We start from the raw sequence: 19,374 nt of genomic DNA, 5'->3' as shown, positions 1-19,374 counted from the left end.
GCCATTTTGTTGCATCGAGCTTCAGGGGCTGACGCTGTGATCGCCGGGATCCGGGTAGGAGCGCTCGTTCAGATAGGTTGTCCATCGTTCGAAGGCTTCGTGTTGCCATTGGCTGACCCGCTCCCATTCCGGCCCGCTGAACTTGTGATCGGAAATGAGTTTCATCATTTCGCTGGTGGCCGCATCCAGATCGGCCTTCAGTTCCTGGGCATGCGCCCGGAAGTCATCGGTTGTCGTCATTTTGAACGGACCCGCCCTGGTAAAATGTCGGCACTTGACTAGGACAGCGAATTTTCCAGAACGCTGCAAATTTCCCGACCAAAGGAATACGCCGGGGATCGGTCGGATACAACGCCAGGCCAGGGGAATGGGTCTAAAATTCGTAGCACGAAGTTACGGGAGATCATCATGTGGCTCAACGAACATGAACAAACGCTTCGGCGTGATCTGCAGGGGCTTGCATCGGACCTGCGCTGGTCGGCGGTGGAGCTGTTGCGCATCGCCGAACAATTGCGCCTCTCAGGCAACGATGTCGACGCAATAGCCGTCAAGCGCCTGTGCGATCTGTTCCAGGGCGATGAAAAACGGCTGTCGGATTATGCCGAGGAAGTGAAGGCCAAGATCATCAGTCGACACAAGGCACAATAGCGGGGTCATGGCGTGAACAGGGCACTCTGCATCCTTGCTGCCCTGATCACGGTGCTGGCAGGCTGCAGCACCGATTCAGAAAATCCGCTCACAATTGCGCGGTGATACGCTCAGCCACCTCCCCCGGCACCCAAGCCTTCCAGACCTGCGGCTGATCCCGCAGGAAGGCTTCGGCCACCTGACGCGGTTGCAGGCGTTTTTCGCTCATCTGGCCGAGGGTATGGTTGAGCAGGTCGATCGGCAGGTCGACTTTTTCGAAGAACGCCACCAGTTCCGGGTACTGCGCCTTGAAAGGCGCGGAGACGTCTTCCGGGTCGCGGAACACATCCTTGTAGCGCGCCAGGTCGGCGACGGATTTCAATCCCGCAGCCAGGGGCTTGATGCCCCGTTCAGGGTCGCCCTTGATCACGTATTCCGGCACCCACCAGCCTTCGGTGGCGCCTTTGACCGTGTCGCCCAGGCCAAACACCTTGCCCTGCGAAGCGGCTTTGACCCAGGCCGGACTGCGCCCGGCCCACTCTTCGCCGATCACCTGGATATCGTTTTTTGCCAGTGCCGCTTCGAGGCTGACGGTGCTGCCCGGCAAGGTATCTGTCGGGTAGCCGTAACCTTTCTCGACGATCAAGCGCAGGATTTCGGTGATCAGGCTGCCGCTTTCCCAGGTGATGTCGCCGAAGTGGATCGGTGCGGCTTTTTCCGTCGCGGGAACCTGGGTTGCCACCAGGGTCAGGGCCAGCAGCGAACTGCCGAGCAGGGTTTTGATCGATCTCATGCGGACCTCCAGTCCAGGGAATTCAAGGGTTGGTTGGCGCTGTGCCGGGCACACAGGGCTTGGGTGCGAGTCATGTAATCGCTGACCGAGCGTTGGGAAATGCCCAGTTGGGCAGCAATCTGCGGGTAGGTCAGGCCGTCGATCCGGGACAACAGGAAGGTCGCCCGAACCTTGCCTGGCAGGCGTTCGAGGGTGCGGTCGAGGCCGTGCAATGTTTGCCTCAGTTGCACCTGTTCTTCGGGGGAGATCGCTTGATGCCGGTTAACTTGCTGCAACTGTTCGTGGTGCTGGCGCTCCAGATCGCGACGGCGCCAGAGCTGATAGAGCAACCGCTGGGCAATCGTGGTGAGCAAGGCGCGGGGCTCGCGAATCGGGGTCAGCCCCGGCGATTCGAGCAACTGCAGGAAGGTCTCGGCAGCAATGTCTTCAACGCTGGAACTGGCCCCCAGATAGCGGCGCAGCCGTGCGCACAGCCAAGGGTAATGGGCGCGGAACATTCCGCCCACGTCGTTGCGATGGGAAAGGTCGGTGCCGGACATAGAGGCTCCAAGGGTTAGGGTCGCTGAATGTCCGGTGATCCGGTGGCGCGATCCTAGCAAGGAGCCTTATTCATTAATAATATTAAAAAAGAATTTTTATATTCCTTTTTTGGGATCAAAAAATCGCAGCCTCGCTTCGCGAGACAGCTCCTACAGGTGAAGATCCTGCTTACCTTAATCGTCCAAACCCCAGAACCTCAGCCTCTCGCTGATAGTCGAGAACGATTTGATAGTCACTTTCGCTGGCCGCCAGTACCTCCTGCAGACCGAGGAGTTCGCTGACTTCGGGCAATTGCTGCAACGTCGTGTTCATCACCTGCCGCCGCTCCTCGGCCTGTTCAACGGTGACGCTCGCAGCCGTGATGAACGGCAAGGTCGGACTGAGTGCACTGCGATCGACAATCCGCAGGCCAGCCACTTCGGCTTCGGCGTGCCGCGCCAGATAGGCAAAGGTCACACTATCGATGGCCGCCAGGTCCGCTTCATCTTCACGCAACCAGCGCAGGCTTTCGCGGTGGCTGCCGCTGATCCCGACACGGGCAAAAAACTGCCCCTCGCGATGCAGCGGCGCCAGTCGGTGACGCATCAGGTTCATGCCGCTGTTGGATTCTTCGCCATTGATCACACCGCGGCTGCCGCGAAAGGCCGGCAAGTTGTGCCGTGGATCATCGGCGCGACTGAGCAACAGGCTGCAATGGTTGCCGCCGCTGGCATCCGGCAGTTCATAACGAGGACGACCGATGACCCGCACCCGACCACGCAACGCGGTCATCAGCGGGTAGCCGCAGGTTTGCGTCAGCAGCAAGTGCGGGGACAGCCACAGATCCATCAGGGCAAGACCCTCGCCGTTGCGGCGGGCGACACCCAGTTGCTCGAGGATTGCTGTCAGCCAGTGCTCATTGGCCTGGAGGATCGGTTCGGGGGCGGCGTACATCAAAAGTTCGGCGAAGGCTGAAGTCATGGGATTTCTCAACTGAACGGATGCTGCGGGCTGTCGATGGCCTTCACCCCGTGCCGGCGCCATAACTGGCCATAACCCTGCACCAGGAACCCGCCGCTGCGCGCCAGCCATTGCTCGCGACGCGACTGGTAAGCGCGGGGCAAGTCGTACCAGGGCAGCCCCGGCAAGTCGTGATGCACCAGGTGCAGGTTGAGGTTCAGGAACAGCCAGCGCCACGGCCAGGCGGCCTCATTGATGACCGTCCTCTGCTCGGCTGCGGCGTGGGGACGGTGTTCATAGTAGGAGCGAATCATGGCAATCGATAGCGCCGGCACGCTGACCAACAACAGGTAATGCCAGATCGGCAGCACGCTGTAGCGGGCAATGAACAACAACATCAGCAGGGCCAACGTGCCGTGGCTCAGCCACATCAACCAGGCCTGTCGCTCACCCCTTTTCAAGCGCTGCAACTCTTCCCGCGCCAGCGCCAGCAAGGCCATGGGAGCGCCCAGGAGGAAACGACCGAGCACGGTTTTGTCCAGCCAGTGCAGGCCTTGTTCGAACAGTGAACTGCCCTGCCACTGCTCGGCGCTCAAGTAGCGGCTTTCCGGATCGCGACCCGGCAGGGTCAGGTCTTCATCGCGGTGATGCAACAAATGGCTGTCGCGGTACAGGGTGTAGGGATACCAGACGGCGAACGGTGCGTAGCCGAGGATCTTGTTCAGCGATACCCAGCGGGTGGGATGACCGTGCAGCAATTCGTGCTGCAGCGACAACCAGAGCACCAGCAACGGGATCAACAACAATGTGCTGCACCATAGGCCCAACCAGCCGCTGCCCAGCACGATGCTGAACCAGCCAGCGTACACGCCGATCAGCAGCAACCAGGTCGGCCACTCGGTGCGAGCGGTGAGGCGTTGGCGCAAGGTGTCGATTTCTACACGGTGGGCGGTATCGAAATAATGGGGCATGGCGTTGCTCAGATCGGGAACCAGTCCCCTGCTGTGCAATGGCGCGAGGTTTTCTTGCAGTTTATTTTGCCGATCGCGCCTTAGAACCTTTGGTGCGGTCAACCATCGATAATGTGTGATCGGCAGGTCATGGCTGCGTGCTAGCCTCAGGGTCGACTTCGACTTCCCAGGGACGCTCCATGAAACCTGCCATTCTGGCTTTGACGCTCAGTGCCTTGCTCGCCCCCATTTCCAGCCATGCGACCCAAACCCAAGCCGTGTCCGCCGAGCAATACGCCAACGTGCTCAAAGGTACCTGGCGCGCACCGGAAAACGTGGCGCGCGATGGTTATCGCCATCCACAGCAGAGCCTGCAATTCTTTGGTCTGGGACCCCACCAGACGGTCATTGAAATCACCCCCGGCAACGGTTGGTACAGCGAATTGCTGGCACCGCTGCTAAAGGACCACGGGCAATACGTTGCCGCCGTCCAGGCGCCGACAGTCAGTGACTACGCGCGCAAGAACGAAGAAAAGCTCAAGGCGAAACTCGCAGCAACCCCCGAGCAGTACGCCAAGGCCAAAGTACTGGAGTTCGATCCCAAGGCACCGGTGCTGGGTCAACCCGGTTCGGCGGATACCGTCCTGACCTTTCGCAACGTGCACAACTGGGTGCTGGCGGACACGGCTGCGCTGATGTTCGAGGCGTTCTTCAAGGTGCTCAAACCGGGTGGCGTGCTCGGCGTGGTGGATCACCGGGCCAAGGATGGAGCGTCGCTGGAGGACATCAAGCACAGCGGTTACCTGACCACCGATTACGTGGTGAAACTGGCGACCGATGCGGGTTTCAAGCTTGAGGAGCAGAGCGAAATCAATGCCAACCCCAAGGACACCAAGGACTACCCGGAAGGGGTCTGGACGCTGCCGCCGGCGCTGACGCTGGGGGACAAGGATCGGGCGAAATATGTGGCGATCGGGGAGTCGGACCGGATGACGCTGCGGTTCGTCAAACCGGCCAAGTGACAGAGCCCCCAAAAAAAGCCCCGGCAAACCGGGGCTTTACAGCTGCCTTCATGTAGCTTGCTGATTGCGAGGCTTGCTTGAACGGGCTTTATAACCAGGCAGCGCAGCCGCAAAGGCCAGCGCTTCTTCCCGACTGGCAAACGAGCCAAGCCGGTCGCCTTGGGTGCAGACCCGCCACGGGCCGTTGTTCACACTCAGTACGTCATAACCGTTCATGTGCATCTTGTTCAACATCGGAACGCTCATAGTCACCTCCATCTTGGCAGTGATCACAGGGTTGACTTGCCTACCTTACACCCCCCTGCCGTGAAGATGCCGACCAGACGTCGAATCAGGAGAATGGCAGCGAGATTGCACTTTTGGACACCTTTGCTGCTCAAAATGTCCAGGAAAGATGCAACGGGTTGCGGCCCGAATATTGCATTTTTGTTACTGTTGTGTGACAGCCTGGATTGACAGAACTGATGAAAGTACGTGCAACCGTCATTTGCGAGCAGGACCGGCACATTCTCCTGGTGCGTAAATCCAGGAGTCGATGGATGTTGCCCGGCGGCAAAGTCGAGCCCGGTGAGACCGCGCACGATGCCGCCGTGCGCGAGTTGCAGGAGGAAACCGGCCTGGACGCCGACGATATGCTGTACCTGATGGAACTGGAATCAGGGGGCACCCGACACCAGGTCTACGAAGCATCATTGCTCGATGCGGAACAGGCGCGGCCGCAAAACGAGATTTTCGATTGCCTGTGGTACCCGCTGGACGCGGTGCAAAATCTCAACCCCAGCGACGCCACGCTGCGTATCCTCAGCGCGTTTCGGCGTCGCCTGTAGTTCACATGCCTCAGCCCTGGTCACCACCGCCGACCGGCATGACCATGCCGGTGATGTAGGACGCCTCGTCGCTGGCCAGGAACAGGATTGCGCCGGCCTGCTCATCCAGGGTGCCGTAGCGCTTCATCAGACTGCTGTCGAGGGTCTGATCGACGATCTGCTGATACCAGGCCTTCTCTTGCTCAGTCTGCTCGGCCGCATTGCGCGGCACTCGCCGCGGCGGCGCTTCGGTGCCGCCGGGTGCAGTGGCATTGACACGAACGCCGCGACCGGCGGTTTCGAACGCCAGGCAAGCAGTCAGCGCATTCACCCCGCCCTTTGCTGCGCCGTAGGGCACACGGTTGACGCTGCGGGTGGCGATCGACGACACGTTGACGATCGCGCCACTGCCCTGCTCCAGCATGTAGGGCAAGGCGGCATGGCAGCACCACAAGGTTGGGAACAGCGAACGGCGCACCTCGGCCTCGATCTGCGCCGCTTCATAGTGCTCGAACGGCTTGGTCCAGATGGTCCCGCCGACGTTATTGACCAGCACATCGAGACGAGTAAAACGCTCGACGGCAGCTTGCATGACCCGGTTGCATTCCTCGTATTGCTCAAGGTCGGCGGTCAGGGCCAGGACCTGGCCATGCGGGGCCAATTGTTGCTGCACTTCGAACACCAGGTCGGAGCGATCGACCAGGATCAGCTTCGCGCCTTCAGCGGCCATGCGCTCGGCAACGCGCCGCCCGATGCCCTGGGCCGCTCCGGTGATCAGCGCGACTTTGTCGTGGAATCTGTTCATGTGTACCTCATGCGTATTCTGGGTCTCAGGCCGCGCTGGCGGCGAATTTCTCGTAGTAGAAATTGGCTGGCGCAATGCCCTGCTCACGAATGAACTGGCTGACCGCCTCGACCATCGGCGGCGGACCGCACAGGTACACGTCGACGTCACCATCGTTCAAGTGCTTGGGTTCGATGTGCTGGGTTACGTAGCCCTTGAGCGGGTGCTGGCTGTCGGGGCTGGCCACGCAGGCGCTGTAGGTGAAGTTGGGGATGCGGGCGGCGAAGGCTTCCAGGCGGTCGAGTTCCACCAGGTCGAAATCGTGGGTCACGCCGTAGATCAGGTGCAGCGGGTGTTCACTGCCCTGCTCGGCGATCTTCTCCAGCATCGCGGTGAACGGCGCCAGCCCGGTGCCGCCGGCCAGCAGCAATAACGGCCGGCGGATATCGCGCAGATAGAAACTGCCCAGGGGACCGGCCAGGCTCATGCTGTCGCCCGCCTTGGCCATGCTGGTGAGGAAGCTGCTCATCAGGCCGCCGGGCACGTTGCGAATCAGGAAGCTGACTTCACCGTCGCGCTGCAACGAGCTGAACGAATAGGCGCGGGTCTGCTCGCTGCCGGGAATGCCCAGGTTCACATACTGGCCCGGGAGGAAGGCAAGCTTGCTCAACGACTCGCCCTTGATCGACAGGGCAATGGTGCTGTCGGACAACTGGCGCACGGCGCTGATGGTGGCGTTATAGCTGGCCTGGCTTGTGCGGCAGACATCCGAGGACACAGGCACCCGCACCACGCAATCGCTCTTGGCGCGCATCTGGCAGGTCAGGACATAGCCTTGTCCGGCTTCTTCAGGGCTCAAGGCATCTTCGATGTATTCCTCGCCCAGGTCATAGCTGCCCGCCTCGGCAAAACACTTGCAGGTGCCGCAGGCGCCGTCACGGCAGTCCAGCGGAATATTGATGCCTTGGCGGTACGCGGCATCGGCCACGGTTTCGCCGGCACTGGCGTCGATGAACCGAGTGACGCCGTCTTCAAAGTTCAAAGCAATGGAATGGGTCATGACGGCAGCCTCACAAGTGGTAAACATCGATGACCTGGCGAACGTAGTCGTTCTTCAGGATCACTTTCTTGGCCTTGATCAACGGGTTTTCACCACGCACGTCGAGGGTGTAGAAACTGCTGCCGAAATAGCTGTCGACGGTCTTGTAGCGAAAACTCAGGGTGTGCCAGTTGAAGCGCACCTTGCACAGGCCGTCGGCTTGTTCGAGCAGTTCGATGTTGCTGATGTTGTGGGACGTGCGGGTGTCCGGCACGCTGGCGCTGGAACGCTCGGTCTTGATGCGGAAGACGCGGTCTTCCAGGCCGGTGCGGTTGCCGTACCAGATCAGCGAGATTTCCCGCTGCGGGTCCTCGGTCAGTTCGTCATTGTCGTCCCAGGACGGCATCCAGTAGGTCGCGTCGGGGGCGTACAGTTCCAGCCATTCGTCCCACTGGCGGTCGTCGAGGTAGCGCGCCTCGCGATAGAGGAAATCGCGCACCGATTCATAGGAAATGGTCACTGCACGTCCTCCACTGCGATCAGTTTCGACTGCTCGGCCGCCAGGGCCTTGAGCATGGTCTGCTGCCAGTACTTGTGTTGCAGCACGAACAGGCCTTCGTCTTCGGTGCGCACGCCGCTGAGCAGCGGGTGCAGGTCGATTTCTTTTGCAGCCTCATCAGCGCCTTCGATCCAGTGTTCGGCGCCACGGGACATATCGTTCCAGGTGGTGACGCTGCCCTGGTAGCTGGTCTGGCAGGAGCGGAACTCTTCCAGGTCGTCCGGGGTGGCCATGCCGCTAACGTTGAAGAAGTCTTCGTACTGACGAATCCGGCTCGAACGCGCATGGTCGCTTTCGCCTTTGGGGGCGATGCAATAGATGGTGATTTCCGTGCGGTTGACCGAGATCGGCCGGGCGATACGGATCTGCGAGCTGAACTGGTCCATCAGGTACACGTTGGGGTACAGGCACAGGTTGCGCGAGTTCTCGATCATCCAGTCGGCGCGGGCCTTGCCGAAGTCCTGGGCCAGCTCATCGCGACGTTCGTACAGGGGGCGATCCTCAGGGTTGGCCCAGCGAGTCCAGAGCAGCATGTGGCCCTTGTCGAAGGAATAGAAACCACCGCCCTGCTTGGCCCAGCTGCCGGCGCTCATGGTCGGGTTGGTATCACCGGCTTCGCGCTGCTTGCGCTGGTTCTGGGTGGCGGCGTAGTTCCAGTGCACGGAGCTGACGTGGTAACCGTCGGCACCGTTTTCGGCGGTGAGCTTCCAGTTGCCTTCGTAGATGTAGCTGGAAGAGCCGCGCAGCACTTCCAGGCCATCGGCGGACTGGTCGACGATCATGTCGATGATCTTCGCCGACTCGCCCAGGTGCTCGACCAGCGGCAGCACATCGGCCTTGAGGCTGCCGAACAGGAAGCCACGATAGGATTCAAAGCGCGCCACCTTGGTCAGGTCGTGGGAGCCTTCGCAGTTGAAACTCGCCGGGTAGCCCGCCTGGGCCGGGTCCTTGACCTTGAGCAGCTTGCCGGAGTTGTTGAACGTCCAGCCGTGGAACGGGCAGGTGTACGAGCTCTTGTTGCCGGACTTGTGCCGGCACAGGGTCGCGCCGCGATGACTGCAGGCGTTGATGAAGGCGTTGAGCACACCGTCCTTGTTGCGCGCGATGAAGATCGACTGGCGCCCCATGGTGGTGGTGTAGAAATCGTTGATGTTGGGGATCTGGCTTTCGTGCGCCAGGTACAGCCAGTTGCCTTCGAAGATGTGTTCCATCTCCAGATCGAACAACCGGGGGTCGGTGAACATCTCGCGTTTGCAGCGATAGAGGCCCTGCTCTGGATCGTCTTCAAGCAGGGATTGCAAATATTCAGGTCGCAGGGTCATGGCCGCCGCCTCCATTGTTATTGTTCAGGCAGGGGTCATGCTAGGCCGGGGCAATGGGGCGGACTATCCGCGGGGTGCAGACCTTTATCCGTTTTGTGCAGGGCTTGGGATGGACACCGACCCCCTGTAGGAGCTGGCTTGCCAGCGAAAGCGGTGGGTCAGGCAACTTCAATGTCGCCTGATACGCCGCCTTCGCTGGCAAGCCAGCTCCTACAGGGATCGGGTTGACTCAGTGGCGGCGCTTGAGGGTATCGGATGGCAACTCGCCGAACTGCTTGCGGTAGCTGTCGGAGAACCGCCCCAGGTGCAGGAAGCCGTAGTCCATCGCCACCTCGGTAACGTTGCGCACGTTGCAGGTCGGGTCGCTCAGGCAGGCGTTGATGCGTTCAAGGCGTTTGTGGCGCAGGTAGTTTTTCGGCGTCAGGCCGGCATTGCGTTCGAACAGGCCATACAACGAGCGCAGGCTCATGTGCGCCTGGCGCGCCAGTTCTTCGCTGTCGATGTCCTGCTTGAGGTTATTGGCGATGTAATCGGCAATCGCCTCGAAGGTGGCCGTCTGCGAGCCCAGGTCGAGGCGGCAGACATTGGTTTTCATCAGGCTGAGCATCTTGCTGACGATGATTTGCGTGTAGTGCTCCTGCACCCTGGGAATCTGCTCGCTGGATTCGGCCTCCTGGCAGATCATTGCCAGCAGGTTGACGAAACCCTCCAGTTCATTGAGCTGATAACGGTTTTCCAGGAACCGCACGCCCTGCCCCGGATAACGCCAGCGCTGCTCATCGCAGACGGACTCGAACAGGCGGGTCGGGACTTTGAGGATGAATTTTTCGCAATCGGCGGAATAGGTCAGGTCAACGGGGTCGTCGGGGTTGATCAGCAACAGTTCGCCGGGGGCGAAGTAGTGCTCCTGGCCGTGACCGCGCCACAGGCAGTTGCCGCGTAGCAGCACTTGCAGGTGGTAAATGCTCTCCAGCGCGCCGGAAGTCACCCGCACACTGGCGCCGTAGCTGATGCGGCACAGGTCGAGACTGGCGAATTTACGATGATCGAGGCTGGCCAGGGGGCGGCCGGCACGGGGCATGAGGATGCAGTGGTTGCCGACATGCTGATTGACGTAGCCCGACACCGCGTAGGGGTCGGCCTGGTCGAATACTCTGCTGCGCTGACTCAACAGTTGAGCTTGCATCATCGGGTCACTCTCATTGTTGTTATGAGTTGCATCGGGTCATTCTAGAACACTGCGTGATTCGCCCGGGATAATCCTGACCGTTAACCGAAACCCCTGTGTAGGAGCGAGCTTGCTCGCGATGGTCGTTAACGATAACGCGTGTTTACTGGCAAAACACGGCGCTCTCAAGTCCATCGCGAGCAAGCTCGCTCCTACACAGGGGTTTGGCGATCAGTCTTCCAGGGCGCGAACCCGCTCGTGGCGCTGCTGTTCTTCAGGCTGGGCGGTCGACTGCAAGGTGAAGTCGAATTCGATTTCGGCAAAGCGACCGCTGACACCATGGGCCGCCGCGCGCTGTTGATCATCGCTGAAGGTGATCTTGGCGATCAGCTCGTCACGGGTGGCGTAGGCGAAATCGTCGTGCAGGTATTTTTCACCATCCAGGTTGATCTGGGTGGTCAGGTGGCGATGATCCGGCGCGGAAATGAAGAAGTGCACGTGCGCCGGGCGCTGGCCATGACGGCCCAGTTGATCGAGCAGTTGCTGGGTCGGACCGTCCGGAGGGCAGCCGTAGCCCGACGGCACGATGCTGCGAAAACGGTAGCGACCTTCGGCGTCGGTGACGATACGGCGACGCAGGTTGAATTCCGATTGCGTAGGGTCGAAGTACGAGTAGGTACCGCCGGTGTTGGCGTGCCACACGTCGACCACGGCACCGGCCAGGGGTTCGCCCGCGGTATTGAACACGCGGCCTTGCATGAACAGGGTCACACCCGGATCGACGCCGTCATCCAGGCGTGCTTCGCCTTGGGACAGCGGTGCACCGGCCACGTACAGCGGGCCTTCGATGGTGCGCGGGGTGCCGCCGGACTTGCCGGCCTGCTCGTCTTCGGCGTCCATCAGCAGGTCAAGGTAGTGCTCCAGGCCGAGACCGGCCACCACCAGCCCGGCTTCCTGGCGCGCACCCAGCACGTTCAGGTAGTTGACCGCTTTCCAGAACTCTTCCGGGGTCACGGCCAGGTCTTCGATGATGTTCACCGAGTCACGCAGGATGCGGTAGATCAAGGCCTTGGTGCGTGGGCTACCGGCATCATTGTGCAGGCCGCTGGCCTCTTCGAGAAATTTCTGGACTTCGGCAGTGTGGGAAATCTTCACGTTCATTCTGGGTTCCTCATCTTGTAATTATTAGCGTAGCGCGCTGGACAGGCTGGGCTCAGCGATCATCGTCACGGATGGAAGAAGGATGCCGGCACATCGCGTCAATCTCGATGGCCATGTACGGAAACAGTGGCAGTTGCATCAGCAGGTCATGCAGTTCCTGGACGCTGTCGACATCGAATACGCTGTAGTTGGCATAGTGCCCGGCGATGCGCCACAGGTGACGCCACTTGCCCTGCTCTTGCAGGCGCTGGGCCAGGGCTTTTTCGTCGGCCTTGAGTTTGGCCGCCGCTTCGGGATTCATGTCGACCGGCAGGTTCACGGTCATTTTTACGTGGAACAGCATAATGCTCTCCTCAGGCTTGATGAATAGTCTTGTCGCGACGGAAGAACGCCAGGCGCTCCTCATCCAGGCTCAGGCCCAGGCCCGGCGTGTTGGGGACATGCAGTTCGAAATCGCGGTAGACCAGCGGCTCACTGAGAATGTCCTCGGTCAGCAGCAGCGGACCGAACAACTCGGTGTCCCACGCCAGTTTGTTCAGGGTGACAAAGGCATGGGCCGAGGCCATGGTGCCGATTCCGCCTTCGAGCATGGTGCCGCCGTACAGGGCGATACCGGCCGCTTCGGCGATCGAGGCGGTGCGCAACACCGCGCGCGGGCCGCCGTTCTTGGCGATCTTCAGGGCAAACACCGAGGCCGCGCCTTCGCGGGCCAGGTTGAAGGCATCTTCCACGCATTCGATGGATTCGTCGGCCATGATCGGTGCCGGGCTCATGGCATTCAGGCGTGCCATGCCGGCGCGGTTGTTGCGCGAGATCGGCTGTTCGATCAGGTCGATACCATTGGTGCCCAGGATCCGGCAGGCGCGCAAGGCCACCGCTTCGTCCCAGGCCTGGTTGACGTCGACCCTGACGCTCGCGCGATCGCCGAGGGCTTTCTTGATCGCGATCACGTGGGCCAGGTCGCGATTGACCTCGCCGGCACCGATCTTCAGTTTGAAGATGCGGTGGCGGCGCAGGTCGAGCATTTTTTCCGCTTCGGCGATGTCCTTCTCGGTATCGCCGCTGGCCAGGGTCCAGGCCACGGGCAGCGAGTCACGCACGCGGCCGCCCAGCAACTCGCTGACCGGCAGGCCCAGGCGTTTGCCCAGGGCATCGAGCAGTGCGGTTTCCAGGCCGGACTTGGCGAAGGTATTGCCACGGATGCTGCGCTCCAGGCGCAACATCGCGGCATTGACGTTGCTGCTGTCCTGGCCGATCAACAGTGGCGCAAAGTGCGTGTCGATATTGGTCTTGATGCTGTCGGGGCTCTCGTTGCCATAGGCCAGGCCACCGATGGTGGTGGATTCGCCGATGCCTTCGATGCCATCGGCACAGCGCACGCGAATAACCACCAGGGTCTGGTTCTGCATGGTGTGCATCGCCAGCTTGTGCGGGCGGATGGTCGGCAGATCGACGATGATCGTCTCGATCGAGTCAATGGCTGTAGCAAGCATTTCGATACCCGTCAGGTTCTTGAAGTTCTGGGCCTGATTCTCATACGGCTTTTTCCGGGCGGCCAATATAGAATTGGTCTGGCTTGATACCTTCAAGGTATGCAACCGCTAGAAATCCGGAGGCTCCATGGAACTGCGTCACCTGCGTTACTTTCAGGTGTTGGCTCAAACCCTCAATTTCACCCGCGCCGCCGAACGGCTGCACATCGCCCAGCCGCCGCTGAGCCGGCAGATCCAGCAACTGGAGGATGAACTGGGGGTGATGCTGCTCGAGCGCGGCCGACCATTGAAGCTGACCGACGCCGGGCGTTTTTTCCATGAGCATTCCACCGCCCTGCTCGACCAGTTGCACAAGGTCTGCGACAACACGCGGCGCATTGGCCTGGGGGAAAAGACCTGGCTGGGCATCGGCTTTGCGCCATCGACGTTGTACGGCGTGCTGCCGCAGTTGATTCGCCGCTTGCGCAGCGGCGAACCGCTGGAACTGGAGCTCGGGCTGTCGGAAATGACCACGCTGCAGCAGGTCCAGGCGCTCAAGGCCGGGCGCATCGACGTCGGTTTCGGCCGCATCCGCATCGACGACCCGGCCATCGTCCAGACCGTGCTCACCGAAGACCGCCTGGTGGCCGCCCTGCCCTCCGGTCACCCGTTGCTGGCTGGCCCCGTGAGCCTGCGCGACCTGGCCAAAGAGCCCTTCGTGCTGTACCCCGGCAACCCGCGCCCCAGCTACGCCGACCACGTGATCGCGCTGTTCGAATCCTATGGGGTGAGCATCCACGTGGCGCAATGGACCAACGAGCTGCAGACGGCAATCGGGCTGGTGGGGGCCGGGATAGGGATCACCCTGGTGCCGGCCTCGGTGCAGTTGCTGCATCGCGACGACATCGGGTTCACCCCGCTGCTGGAAGACAACGCCACCTCGCCGATCATTCTCAGTCGGCGGGTGGGCGACGTGTCGCCGGGGTTGAGCCATTGCTTGCGAATGATCGACGAACTGCTGCCACAGGCGATCACGCCCTTGTAGGGCCGGTCTTCAACCGGCAAATGTTATCCGCTTCTCATTTTGCAGCTTTTGCTCAATGGCTATTGTCTTTCCAGATCCAGTTCCAGATCCCCGGCAATTGCGCCGGCTGTGAACTGTCGCGCAGGGTGCGCGCCATGGCGGCCCGTTGCAGCGCGGCGGTGTCGTCGTAAAAAGGCTCCCGGGCGGTGCGCACCCCCGTCGCCCGGGCACTGTCGAGCAAGATCTGCAGGTATTCGCGGGTGTGCCGGGCGGTGTAGCGATTGAGGTCGTGGAAGGTCACCACCACCGGAATCACCCCGTCCACCACCGGCAGTTCGCCGCGGGCAATGCGCTCGCGCACTTCGGACATCGAACGCAGCATGTGGGCGCGGCGCCGGGGGCTGGCGTTGAAACCCCAGATCTTGCCGTCGTTGGCGCTAAGGTCGGTCAGCAGCACATGCAGGCCATGCTGCTGGTAGGCGGCGAACGTGCGTTTGTCGTAGCTCCAGAATGGCGGGCGCAGCAGGGTCGGCGGCGCGCCGGTGATCGAGGTGATGTCGGCACACCCTTCGGTGAGCGCCTGCTCCAGTTCCTGCGCGCCGAGCGAACGGTGATTGGTGTGCGAAGGCGTGGCCGTGTGGAAGGCCAGGATGTGCCCGGCATCACGCTCGCGGTGCATGACCGCCCGCCCGATGTCACTGTTGCCGGCCCGTGTGGCGCGGGTCTGGACGAAAAACACCGCCTTGATGCCCGGTTGCAGAGGATTGATCGCCAGGCTGTCGAGCACGGTCTCGGTCGGGTTCCAGAAACTCGAGGCGCTGGGCCCGTCGTCGAACGTCAGCAGAAAGCGCACCGGCGGTTGCGCGCGCAACGCCTGTTCGGTGTGCGGGGTCATTTCAATGGGCGCGGAGATACAGCCCAGCAGACCGACTGCCAGGGCGCACACCAATAGAACCTTGAACAACTGTTTCATGTTTCGCCTTGGGGCAGACCCTTCAACCTTCGCCGACCCACACACAGCGGCGGGCCGAGGTTGGATAAGGTACACAGTGTTTGGTTCCGGTGCTTGCCCGGGCGTTGGCTCAGTTCGCCAGGGCCTGCTGGAACGAATGATCGATGATTGGTGCGGTGGCAAGTTCGGCCGGCGATCCGACTTGCCAGCGATGAGGGCATAACGGCCCCCATCGCATCGCCAGCAAGCCGGCTCCTACAGATCTGCGTCACACCACAAATCCACCACACCCCGCAGAACCCTGTAGGAGCTGGCTTGCCAGCGATGGCGATCCCACCGACGCCATCGCCAGCAAGCCGGCTCCTACAGATGCGTAGCACGCCATCTATGCTGAACATTCCAGCCGGAGGGTTCGATCGATGTGTGGACGATTGTCGCAATACCGGGGTATCCATGACTTCGTGGCGGTGCTGAGTCTTCCCGACGCCTTGATCAACCAGGTCGGCGATCAGCCGCTGGCGCGCTACAACGCCGCACCCACCACCCAGCTCGCGCTGTTGCACCTGGAGAACGACGGCCTGCATGCCGACTCGCAGCGCTGGGGCTGGCGACCGCACTGGGCGAAGGATCGTGCGGCGCCGATCAATGCACGGGTCGAGAAAGTCGCCCACGGCCCGTTCTTTCGAGCGATCTGGCCCCACCGCGCCATCTGCCCCGTCGACAACTGGTTCGAATGGGTCGATGCCGGGGACGGCACACGGCAACCCTGGCTGATTCGCCGGCGCGACCAAGGGCCTGTCTTCTGTGCGGCGATCGGGCAATTCCCGGAGGGCGGTGCTGCCCCCAGGGACGACGACGGCTTTGTCATCATCACCGCCGATAGCGCTGGCGGCATGCTGGACGTGCACGATCGCCGACCGGTGGTGTTCAACGCAGAACTGGCACGGGAATGGCTGGACCCGGCGACGCCCAGGGAACGTGCCGAACAGATGGTGCTGCTACAGGGGGAGGACAGTGATGCTTTTGAGTGGTACCGGGTCGACAAGGCCGTGGGCAATGTCAGGAATCAGGGCCCTGGGTTGATTGATGCTTTCAAGGATTGAACACCTGTAAAAACATGGCACTTTGATGCTTCCACCGCTTGTCAGACAACGCCATGCACTTACATACATTTGTCAGTGCTGCGGCTAGGATTCGCGCCGCATTTCCGAGTGGCATACCAGATTGACCAAAGAGTCAACAACTAAGGAAATCCCATACATCAAGCCTTGCAGAGAACTCAATTGCGCGACGATTTTACAATTGATCAAGTCGCGAGTCTGGCGTGCATTTATCTTACAAAGACAGAGCACTACCAACTCGACTGTTTCATCGGGCAGTACATACAGACCCGTAACTTGCTTTTGATCCCCAATATCAAAGAGGTCCTGGGTTCAATCCTCGAACGCTATCCGGGCAAGCCCCCGGTCATGGTCAACGAGTTGAATGCCTGGATCGACAGGAACCTGGGTTATCGGGCCACGCACCCTGATTTCCCGCCGATGCTGGAATAATCCCAACCCTGTAGGAGCGAGCCTGCTCGCGATGGTCGTCAACGATGACGCGGGGTACCTGATGCCCCGTGGCGTCCTCGAGTTTTTCGCGAGCAGGCTCGCTCCCACAGTTAAAGTGTTTGCAATTTGCTCAGAACTTGCGGTCAGGCTCCGACAATTCAGTGCCATCGTCGGGATGCTTCCAGTCCGGTCTCGAACGCCTCTGCCGCTCGATTTCTTCTTCAGTCGGTTCATCCTCATCTACTTCGGGATCCGGTTGTTTTTTCTCTGTTGCCATGTGCTCACCTCTCTTCCTGAAAAGGGGATCGGTCATCAGCCTTAAGCGTAGAACAATTTACCCACGCCCGACTTAAAGCCACCAACGCAGCAAAAAGAAAAAGCCCATGCTCAACAGCATGCTGAGCAAGGTGTTGCGGGTGTACAGCACCAGGCCGACGGCCACCAGCGAACTGATCAGGTAGGGGTTGTCCCATTGCAGGTTCAGCTGTTTGTCCGGCATGAACACGATCGGCCCGCAGATCGCGGTCAACATGCCCGGCACGGCGAAACCGAGGAACTGCCTGGCGTTGCTGCTCAAGCGCACCGGCAGACGCGGTTCCAGGAACACATAGCGGTTGAGAAACACCAGCACGCCCATGCCGAAAATAACTGCCCAGACCATCATGTGCGCACTCCCTGGAATTTGTTGCAGATAAACCCGGCAGTCATGCCGGCCAGTCCCGACAGCACCAGGGCCGAGCCCCATTGCCAGTAGCTGAACAGCACCGAGCAGAACAACGAGACCGCGACGCAGACCACGGTCGGCACGTTGCGCACCACCGGGGTGATCAGGGCGATGAAGGTGGCCGCGATGGAGAAGTCCAGCCCCAGGTGTTCCAGGCCTGGAATGCTGCGGCCCAGCACGATGCCCGCCAGGGTGAAGAGGTTCCACGCTACATAGAACGTCAGGCCCACACCCAGGGCGTACCAGCGGTTGAACTGTTGCCTGTCGTGCTGGCTGACCAGGGCGAACAGCTCATCGGTGAGCAAAAAGCCCAACCCCGCTCGCCAGCGCCCCGGCAACGGCGAGATCACCGAACGCAGGCTCATGCCGTAGAGCAGATGCTGGGAGGTCAGCAACAAGGTGGTCAGCAGGATCGAAAAGATCCCGGCCCCGCCCTTGAGCATGCCGATGGCCACCAATTGCGCGGCGCCGGCGAACACGATGCTCGACAAGCCCTGGCCTTGCAGGGGCGTGAGATTGGCTTCGATGGCCATGGACCCGGCCAGCAGGCCCCAGGGCGCCGTCGCCAGGGATAAGGGCATGATCGCCACGGCGCCACGCAGGAATGCGCTGCGCGGCATGAGGGAGTTGGACATAACGCTCTGCAATCAGGGAAAGACCCGAGACTTTGCCAGCAGTCACGGCCGATGGCTTGAACAATCTTGCGCACTTGCAACATTCATCGGCTGGCGGCTTCGTCGCTCAACAGGACGGCTACATTTTCCTGATATAGCGGATTGACAAACACCCCGCCAGCTTTTAAAACTGGGCGCCTCATTCAGGGTGTAAACAACGATGTCCGCAACCTTCAATCTCGACGCTTGTGTCATTGGCTTGACTGCCAAGGCCCAGGCTCGCGTTGCGCGCACCCTTAAATCGAAGAAACAGTCGCTCATGTGACCGGGGCGCGCTGTCCCGTCAGATGAGCTGACAGGACATTGAGCGCGACGGACCACCCTCCCCTTGCTTACCTCCTCCTGCCCTTCTGACGGTGACGAATCGGTCAACCATCAGGAGAAAGTGCATGTCATCGTTCCAAGGTATCTGGGTTCCCCTCGTCACGCCGTTCCACGATGGCGCCATCGATTTCATCGGCCTGCGCCGACTGGTCAGCCATCTGCTGGAAAGCGGCGTCGACGGCCTGATTGTCTGCGGCACCACCGGCGAACCGGCGGCCATGGGCAAGCACGAGCAGCTGGCGGTGCTCGATGCGGTGCTGGAGCAGGTGCCGGCCCGGCAGGTGGTCATGGGCCTGGCCGGCAACAACCTGATCGAGCTGCTGCACTTTCAGCAGGAGATTCTCGAGCGCCCGGTGGCCGGCCTGCTGGTGCCGCCGCCGTATTACATCCGGCCGTCCCAGGCGGGGCTCGAAAGTTTTTTCCAGACGGTCGCCGATGCGTCCAGCGTGCCGCTGATCCTGTACGACATCCCCTACCGCACCGGCGTGAGCTTCGACCAGGCGACCTTGCTGAATATCGTCGCCCATGAGCGCATCGTCGCGATCAAGGACTGTGGCGGCAACCTGAACAACACCCTGGCGTTGCTGGCCAGCGGCAAGGTCGATGTGCTGTGCGGCGAAGACAACCAGATCTTCAATGCCCTGTGCCTGGGCGCCAAAGGTGCGATTGCCGCGTCGGCGCATGTCCATCCCGAACGCTTCGTGGCCTTGTACCGACAGGTTCGCGACCACCAGCTGGCGGCCGGCCGTGCCACGTTCTTCCAGCTGCTGCCGCTGATCCAGAGCCTGTTCATCGAACCCAACCCTGCGCCAGTGAAAACCGCGCTGGCCTTGCAAGGCTTGATCATTGATGAACTGCGCGCACCGATGCAACGCAGCAGCGCTGCCATGGTCACGCGTTTGCAGGAGGTGCTTGGCGCGCTGGGCAACGACAATCGATAG

The 19,374-nt window shown here is 61.1% G+C and carries 25 protein-coding genes; 7 read left to right on the top strand and 18 right to left on the bottom strand.

Annotated features, from left to right (window positions below; genetic code table 11):
• Positions 1-21: 21 nt before the first annotated feature.
• Positions 22-240, bottom strand: coding sequence for a hypothetical protein (locus ACYP2Q_RS25475; RefSeq protein WP_459733008.1), 219 nt, complete (start codon positions 238-240; stop codon positions 22-24).
• A 168-nt stretch (positions 241-408) separates the two neighbouring features.
• Here ACYP2Q_RS25475 and ACYP2Q_RS25470 point away from each other — a divergent pair, with 168 nt between their 5' ends.
• Positions 409-648, top strand: a complete 240-nt coding sequence (locus ACYP2Q_RS25470) for a hypothetical protein (RefSeq protein ID WP_459733007.1) — start codon at positions 409-411, stop codon at positions 646-648.
• Positions 649-736: 88 nt separating this feature from the next.
• Here ACYP2Q_RS25470 and ACYP2Q_RS25465 read toward each other — a convergent pair whose 3' ends face one another.
• The 4 genes from ACYP2Q_RS25465 to ACYP2Q_RS25450 all read right to left on the bottom strand — a co-directional run bounded on the left by ACYP2Q_RS25465 (position 737) and on the right by ACYP2Q_RS25450 (position 3,870).
• On the bottom strand, positions 737-1,420 hold the full coding sequence (locus tag ACYP2Q_RS25465; protein WP_459733006.1) for a glycine betaine ABC transporter substrate-binding protein: 684 nt from the start codon (positions 1,418-1,420) through the stop codon (positions 737-739).
• Positions 1,417-1,959, bottom strand: coding sequence for a sigma-70 family RNA polymerase sigma factor (locus tag ACYP2Q_RS25460; protein ID WP_459733005.1), 543 nt, complete (start codon positions 1,957-1,959; stop codon positions 1,417-1,419). Before ACYP2Q_RS25460 ends, ACYP2Q_RS25465 begins: the two co-directional genes overlap by 4 nt.
• A 169-nt stretch (positions 1,960-2,128) precedes the next feature.
• Positions 2,129-2,920, bottom strand: coding sequence for a phosphate/phosphite/phosphonate ABC transporter substrate-binding protein (locus ACYP2Q_RS25455; protein WP_459733004.1), 792 nt, complete (start codon positions 2,918-2,920; stop codon positions 2,129-2,131).
• 8 nt (positions 2,921-2,928) lie between these two features.
• Positions 2,929-3,870 carry a fatty acid desaturase gene (locus tag ACYP2Q_RS25450; protein WP_459733003.1) on the bottom strand — a complete coding sequence of 314 codons (942 nt, stop codon included), beginning with the start codon at positions 3,868-3,870 and terminating at the stop codon, positions 2,929-2,931.
• A gap of 179 nt (positions 3,871-4,049) precedes the next feature.
• On the opposite strand from ACYP2Q_RS25450, the gene ACYP2Q_RS25445 reads away from it, so the two are divergent.
• A complete protein-coding gene (locus ACYP2Q_RS25445) occupies positions 4,050-4,871 on the top strand; it encodes a class I SAM-dependent methyltransferase (protein WP_459733002.1) in 822 nt (273 codons plus the stop codon).
• A 48-nt stretch (positions 4,872-4,919) separates the two neighbouring features.
• On the opposite strand, the gene ACYP2Q_RS25440 is transcribed toward ACYP2Q_RS25445, so the two are convergent.
• The gene (locus tag ACYP2Q_RS25440) at positions 4,920-5,117 is read right to left on the bottom strand and encodes a DUF2188 domain-containing protein (RefSeq protein ID WP_459733001.1); all 198 of its coding nucleotides are present in this window, start codon (positions 5,115-5,117) and stop codon (positions 4,920-4,922) included.
• A 218-nt stretch (positions 5,118-5,335) separates the two neighbouring features.
• On the opposite strand from ACYP2Q_RS25440, the gene ACYP2Q_RS25435 reads away from it, so the two are divergent.
• Positions 5,336-5,698 (top strand): NUDIX hydrolase, encoded by a 363-nt coding sequence (locus ACYP2Q_RS25435; RefSeq protein ID WP_459733000.1) that lies wholly within the window; start codon positions 5,336-5,338, stop codon positions 5,696-5,698.
• Between the two features lie 10 nt (positions 5,699-5,708).
• Here ACYP2Q_RS25435 and ACYP2Q_RS25430 read toward each other — a convergent pair whose 3' ends face one another.
• The 8 genes from ACYP2Q_RS25430 to ACYP2Q_RS25395 form a co-directional block, all read right to left on the bottom strand.
• Positions 5,709-6,482 (bottom strand): 1,6-dihydroxycyclohexa-2,4-diene-1-carboxylate dehydrogenase, encoded by a 774-nt coding sequence (locus ACYP2Q_RS25430; protein WP_459732999.1) that lies wholly within the window; start codon positions 6,480-6,482, stop codon positions 5,709-5,711.
• 25 nt (positions 6,483-6,507) lie between these two features.
• Complete coding sequence (gene benC, locus ACYP2Q_RS25425; protein ID WP_459732998.1) at positions 6,508-7,521, bottom strand: benzoate 1,2-dioxygenase electron transfer component BenC; 1,014 nt, start codon at positions 7,519-7,521, stop codon at positions 6,508-6,510.
• A 10-nt stretch (positions 7,522-7,531) separates the two neighbouring features.
• Positions 7,532-8,020 (bottom strand): benzoate 1,2-dioxygenase small subunit, encoded by a 489-nt coding sequence (gene benB, locus ACYP2Q_RS25420; RefSeq protein WP_459732997.1) that lies wholly within the window; start codon positions 8,018-8,020, stop codon positions 7,532-7,534.
• Entirely contained in the window at positions 8,017-9,381 is a 1,365-nt protein-coding gene (gene benA / locus ACYP2Q_RS25415; RefSeq protein WP_459732996.1) for a benzoate 1,2-dioxygenase large subunit, read from the bottom strand. The genes benB and benA overlap by 4 nt, the downstream gene beginning before the upstream one ends.
• 229 nt (positions 9,382-9,610) lie before the next feature.
• Positions 9,611-10,570 carry an AraC family transcriptional regulator gene (locus ACYP2Q_RS25410; protein WP_459732995.1) on the bottom strand — a complete coding sequence of 320 codons (960 nt, stop codon included), beginning with the start codon at positions 10,568-10,570 and terminating at the stop codon, positions 9,611-9,613.
• 210 nt (positions 10,571-10,780) lie between these two features.
• The gene (gene catA, locus ACYP2Q_RS25405) at positions 10,781-11,710 is read right to left on the bottom strand and encodes a catechol 1,2-dioxygenase (protein WP_406592443.1); all 930 of its coding nucleotides are present in this window, start codon (positions 11,708-11,710) and stop codon (positions 10,781-10,783) included.
• Between the two features lie 52 nt (positions 11,711-11,762).
• On the bottom strand, positions 11,763-12,053 hold the full coding sequence (catC, locus tag ACYP2Q_RS25400) for a muconolactone Delta-isomerase (protein ID WP_008053771.1): 291 nt from the start codon (positions 12,051-12,053) through the stop codon (positions 11,763-11,765).
• A 10-nt stretch (positions 12,054-12,063) separates the two neighbouring features.
• Complete coding sequence (locus tag ACYP2Q_RS25395) at positions 12,064-13,203, bottom strand: muconate cycloisomerase family protein (protein WP_459732994.1); 1,140 nt, start codon at positions 13,201-13,203, stop codon at positions 12,064-12,066.
• A gap of 127 nt (positions 13,204-13,330) precedes the next feature.
• Here ACYP2Q_RS25395 and ACYP2Q_RS25390 point away from each other — a divergent pair, with 127 nt between their 5' ends.
• Positions 13,331-14,227, top strand: a complete 897-nt coding sequence (locus ACYP2Q_RS25390; protein WP_459732993.1) for a LysR family transcriptional regulator — start codon at positions 13,331-13,333, stop codon at positions 14,225-14,227.
• Between the two features lie 52 nt (positions 14,228-14,279).
• Here the strand turns inward: ACYP2Q_RS25390 and ACYP2Q_RS25385 are convergent, their stop codons facing one another.
• Positions 14,280-15,179, bottom strand: coding sequence for a polysaccharide deacetylase family protein (locus ACYP2Q_RS25385; RefSeq protein ID WP_459732992.1), 900 nt, complete (start codon positions 15,177-15,179; stop codon positions 14,280-14,282).
• A gap of 398 nt (positions 15,180-15,577) precedes the next feature.
• Between ACYP2Q_RS25385 and ACYP2Q_RS25380 the strand changes: the two genes are divergently transcribed.
• On the top strand, positions 15,578-16,261 hold the full coding sequence (locus tag ACYP2Q_RS25380) for an SOS response-associated peptidase (protein WP_459732991.1): 684 nt from the start codon (positions 15,578-15,580) through the stop codon (positions 16,259-16,261).
• A 180-nt stretch (positions 16,262-16,441) separates the two neighbouring features.
• A complete protein-coding gene (locus tag ACYP2Q_RS25375; RefSeq protein WP_459732990.1) occupies positions 16,442-16,711 on the top strand; it encodes a hypothetical protein in 270 nt (89 codons plus the stop codon).
• 130 nt (positions 16,712-16,841) lie between these two features.
• Here ACYP2Q_RS25375 and ACYP2Q_RS25370 read toward each other — a convergent pair whose 3' ends face one another.
• The 3 genes from ACYP2Q_RS25370 to ACYP2Q_RS25360 all read right to left on the bottom strand — a co-directional run bounded on the left by ACYP2Q_RS25370 (position 16,842) and on the right by ACYP2Q_RS25360 (position 18,070).
• Complete coding sequence (locus ACYP2Q_RS25370) at positions 16,842-16,988, bottom strand: hypothetical protein (RefSeq protein WP_459732989.1); 147 nt, start codon at positions 16,986-16,988, stop codon at positions 16,842-16,844.
• A 72-nt stretch (positions 16,989-17,060) separates the two neighbouring features.
• On the bottom strand, positions 17,061-17,372 hold the full coding sequence (locus ACYP2Q_RS25365) for an AzlD domain-containing protein (protein ID WP_175649005.1): 312 nt from the start codon (positions 17,370-17,372) through the stop codon (positions 17,061-17,063).
• Positions 17,372-18,070 (bottom strand): AzlC family ABC transporter permease, encoded by a 699-nt coding sequence (locus ACYP2Q_RS25360; protein WP_459732988.1) that lies wholly within the window; start codon positions 18,068-18,070, stop codon positions 17,372-17,374. The genes ACYP2Q_RS25365 and ACYP2Q_RS25360 overlap by 1 nt, the downstream gene beginning before the upstream one ends.
• 428 nt (positions 18,071-18,498) lie before the next feature.
• On the opposite strand from ACYP2Q_RS25360, the gene dapA reads away from it, so the two are divergent.
• Positions 18,499-19,374 carry a 4-hydroxy-tetrahydrodipicolinate synthase gene (gene dapA, locus ACYP2Q_RS25355; protein ID WP_459732987.1) on the top strand — a complete coding sequence of 292 codons (876 nt, stop codon included), beginning with the start codon at positions 18,499-18,501 and terminating at the stop codon, positions 19,372-19,374.

Source organism: Pseudomonas sp. MHK4 (assembly GCF_054600775.1).
This window is presented reverse-complemented; position numbering and strand designations above follow the sequence as displayed.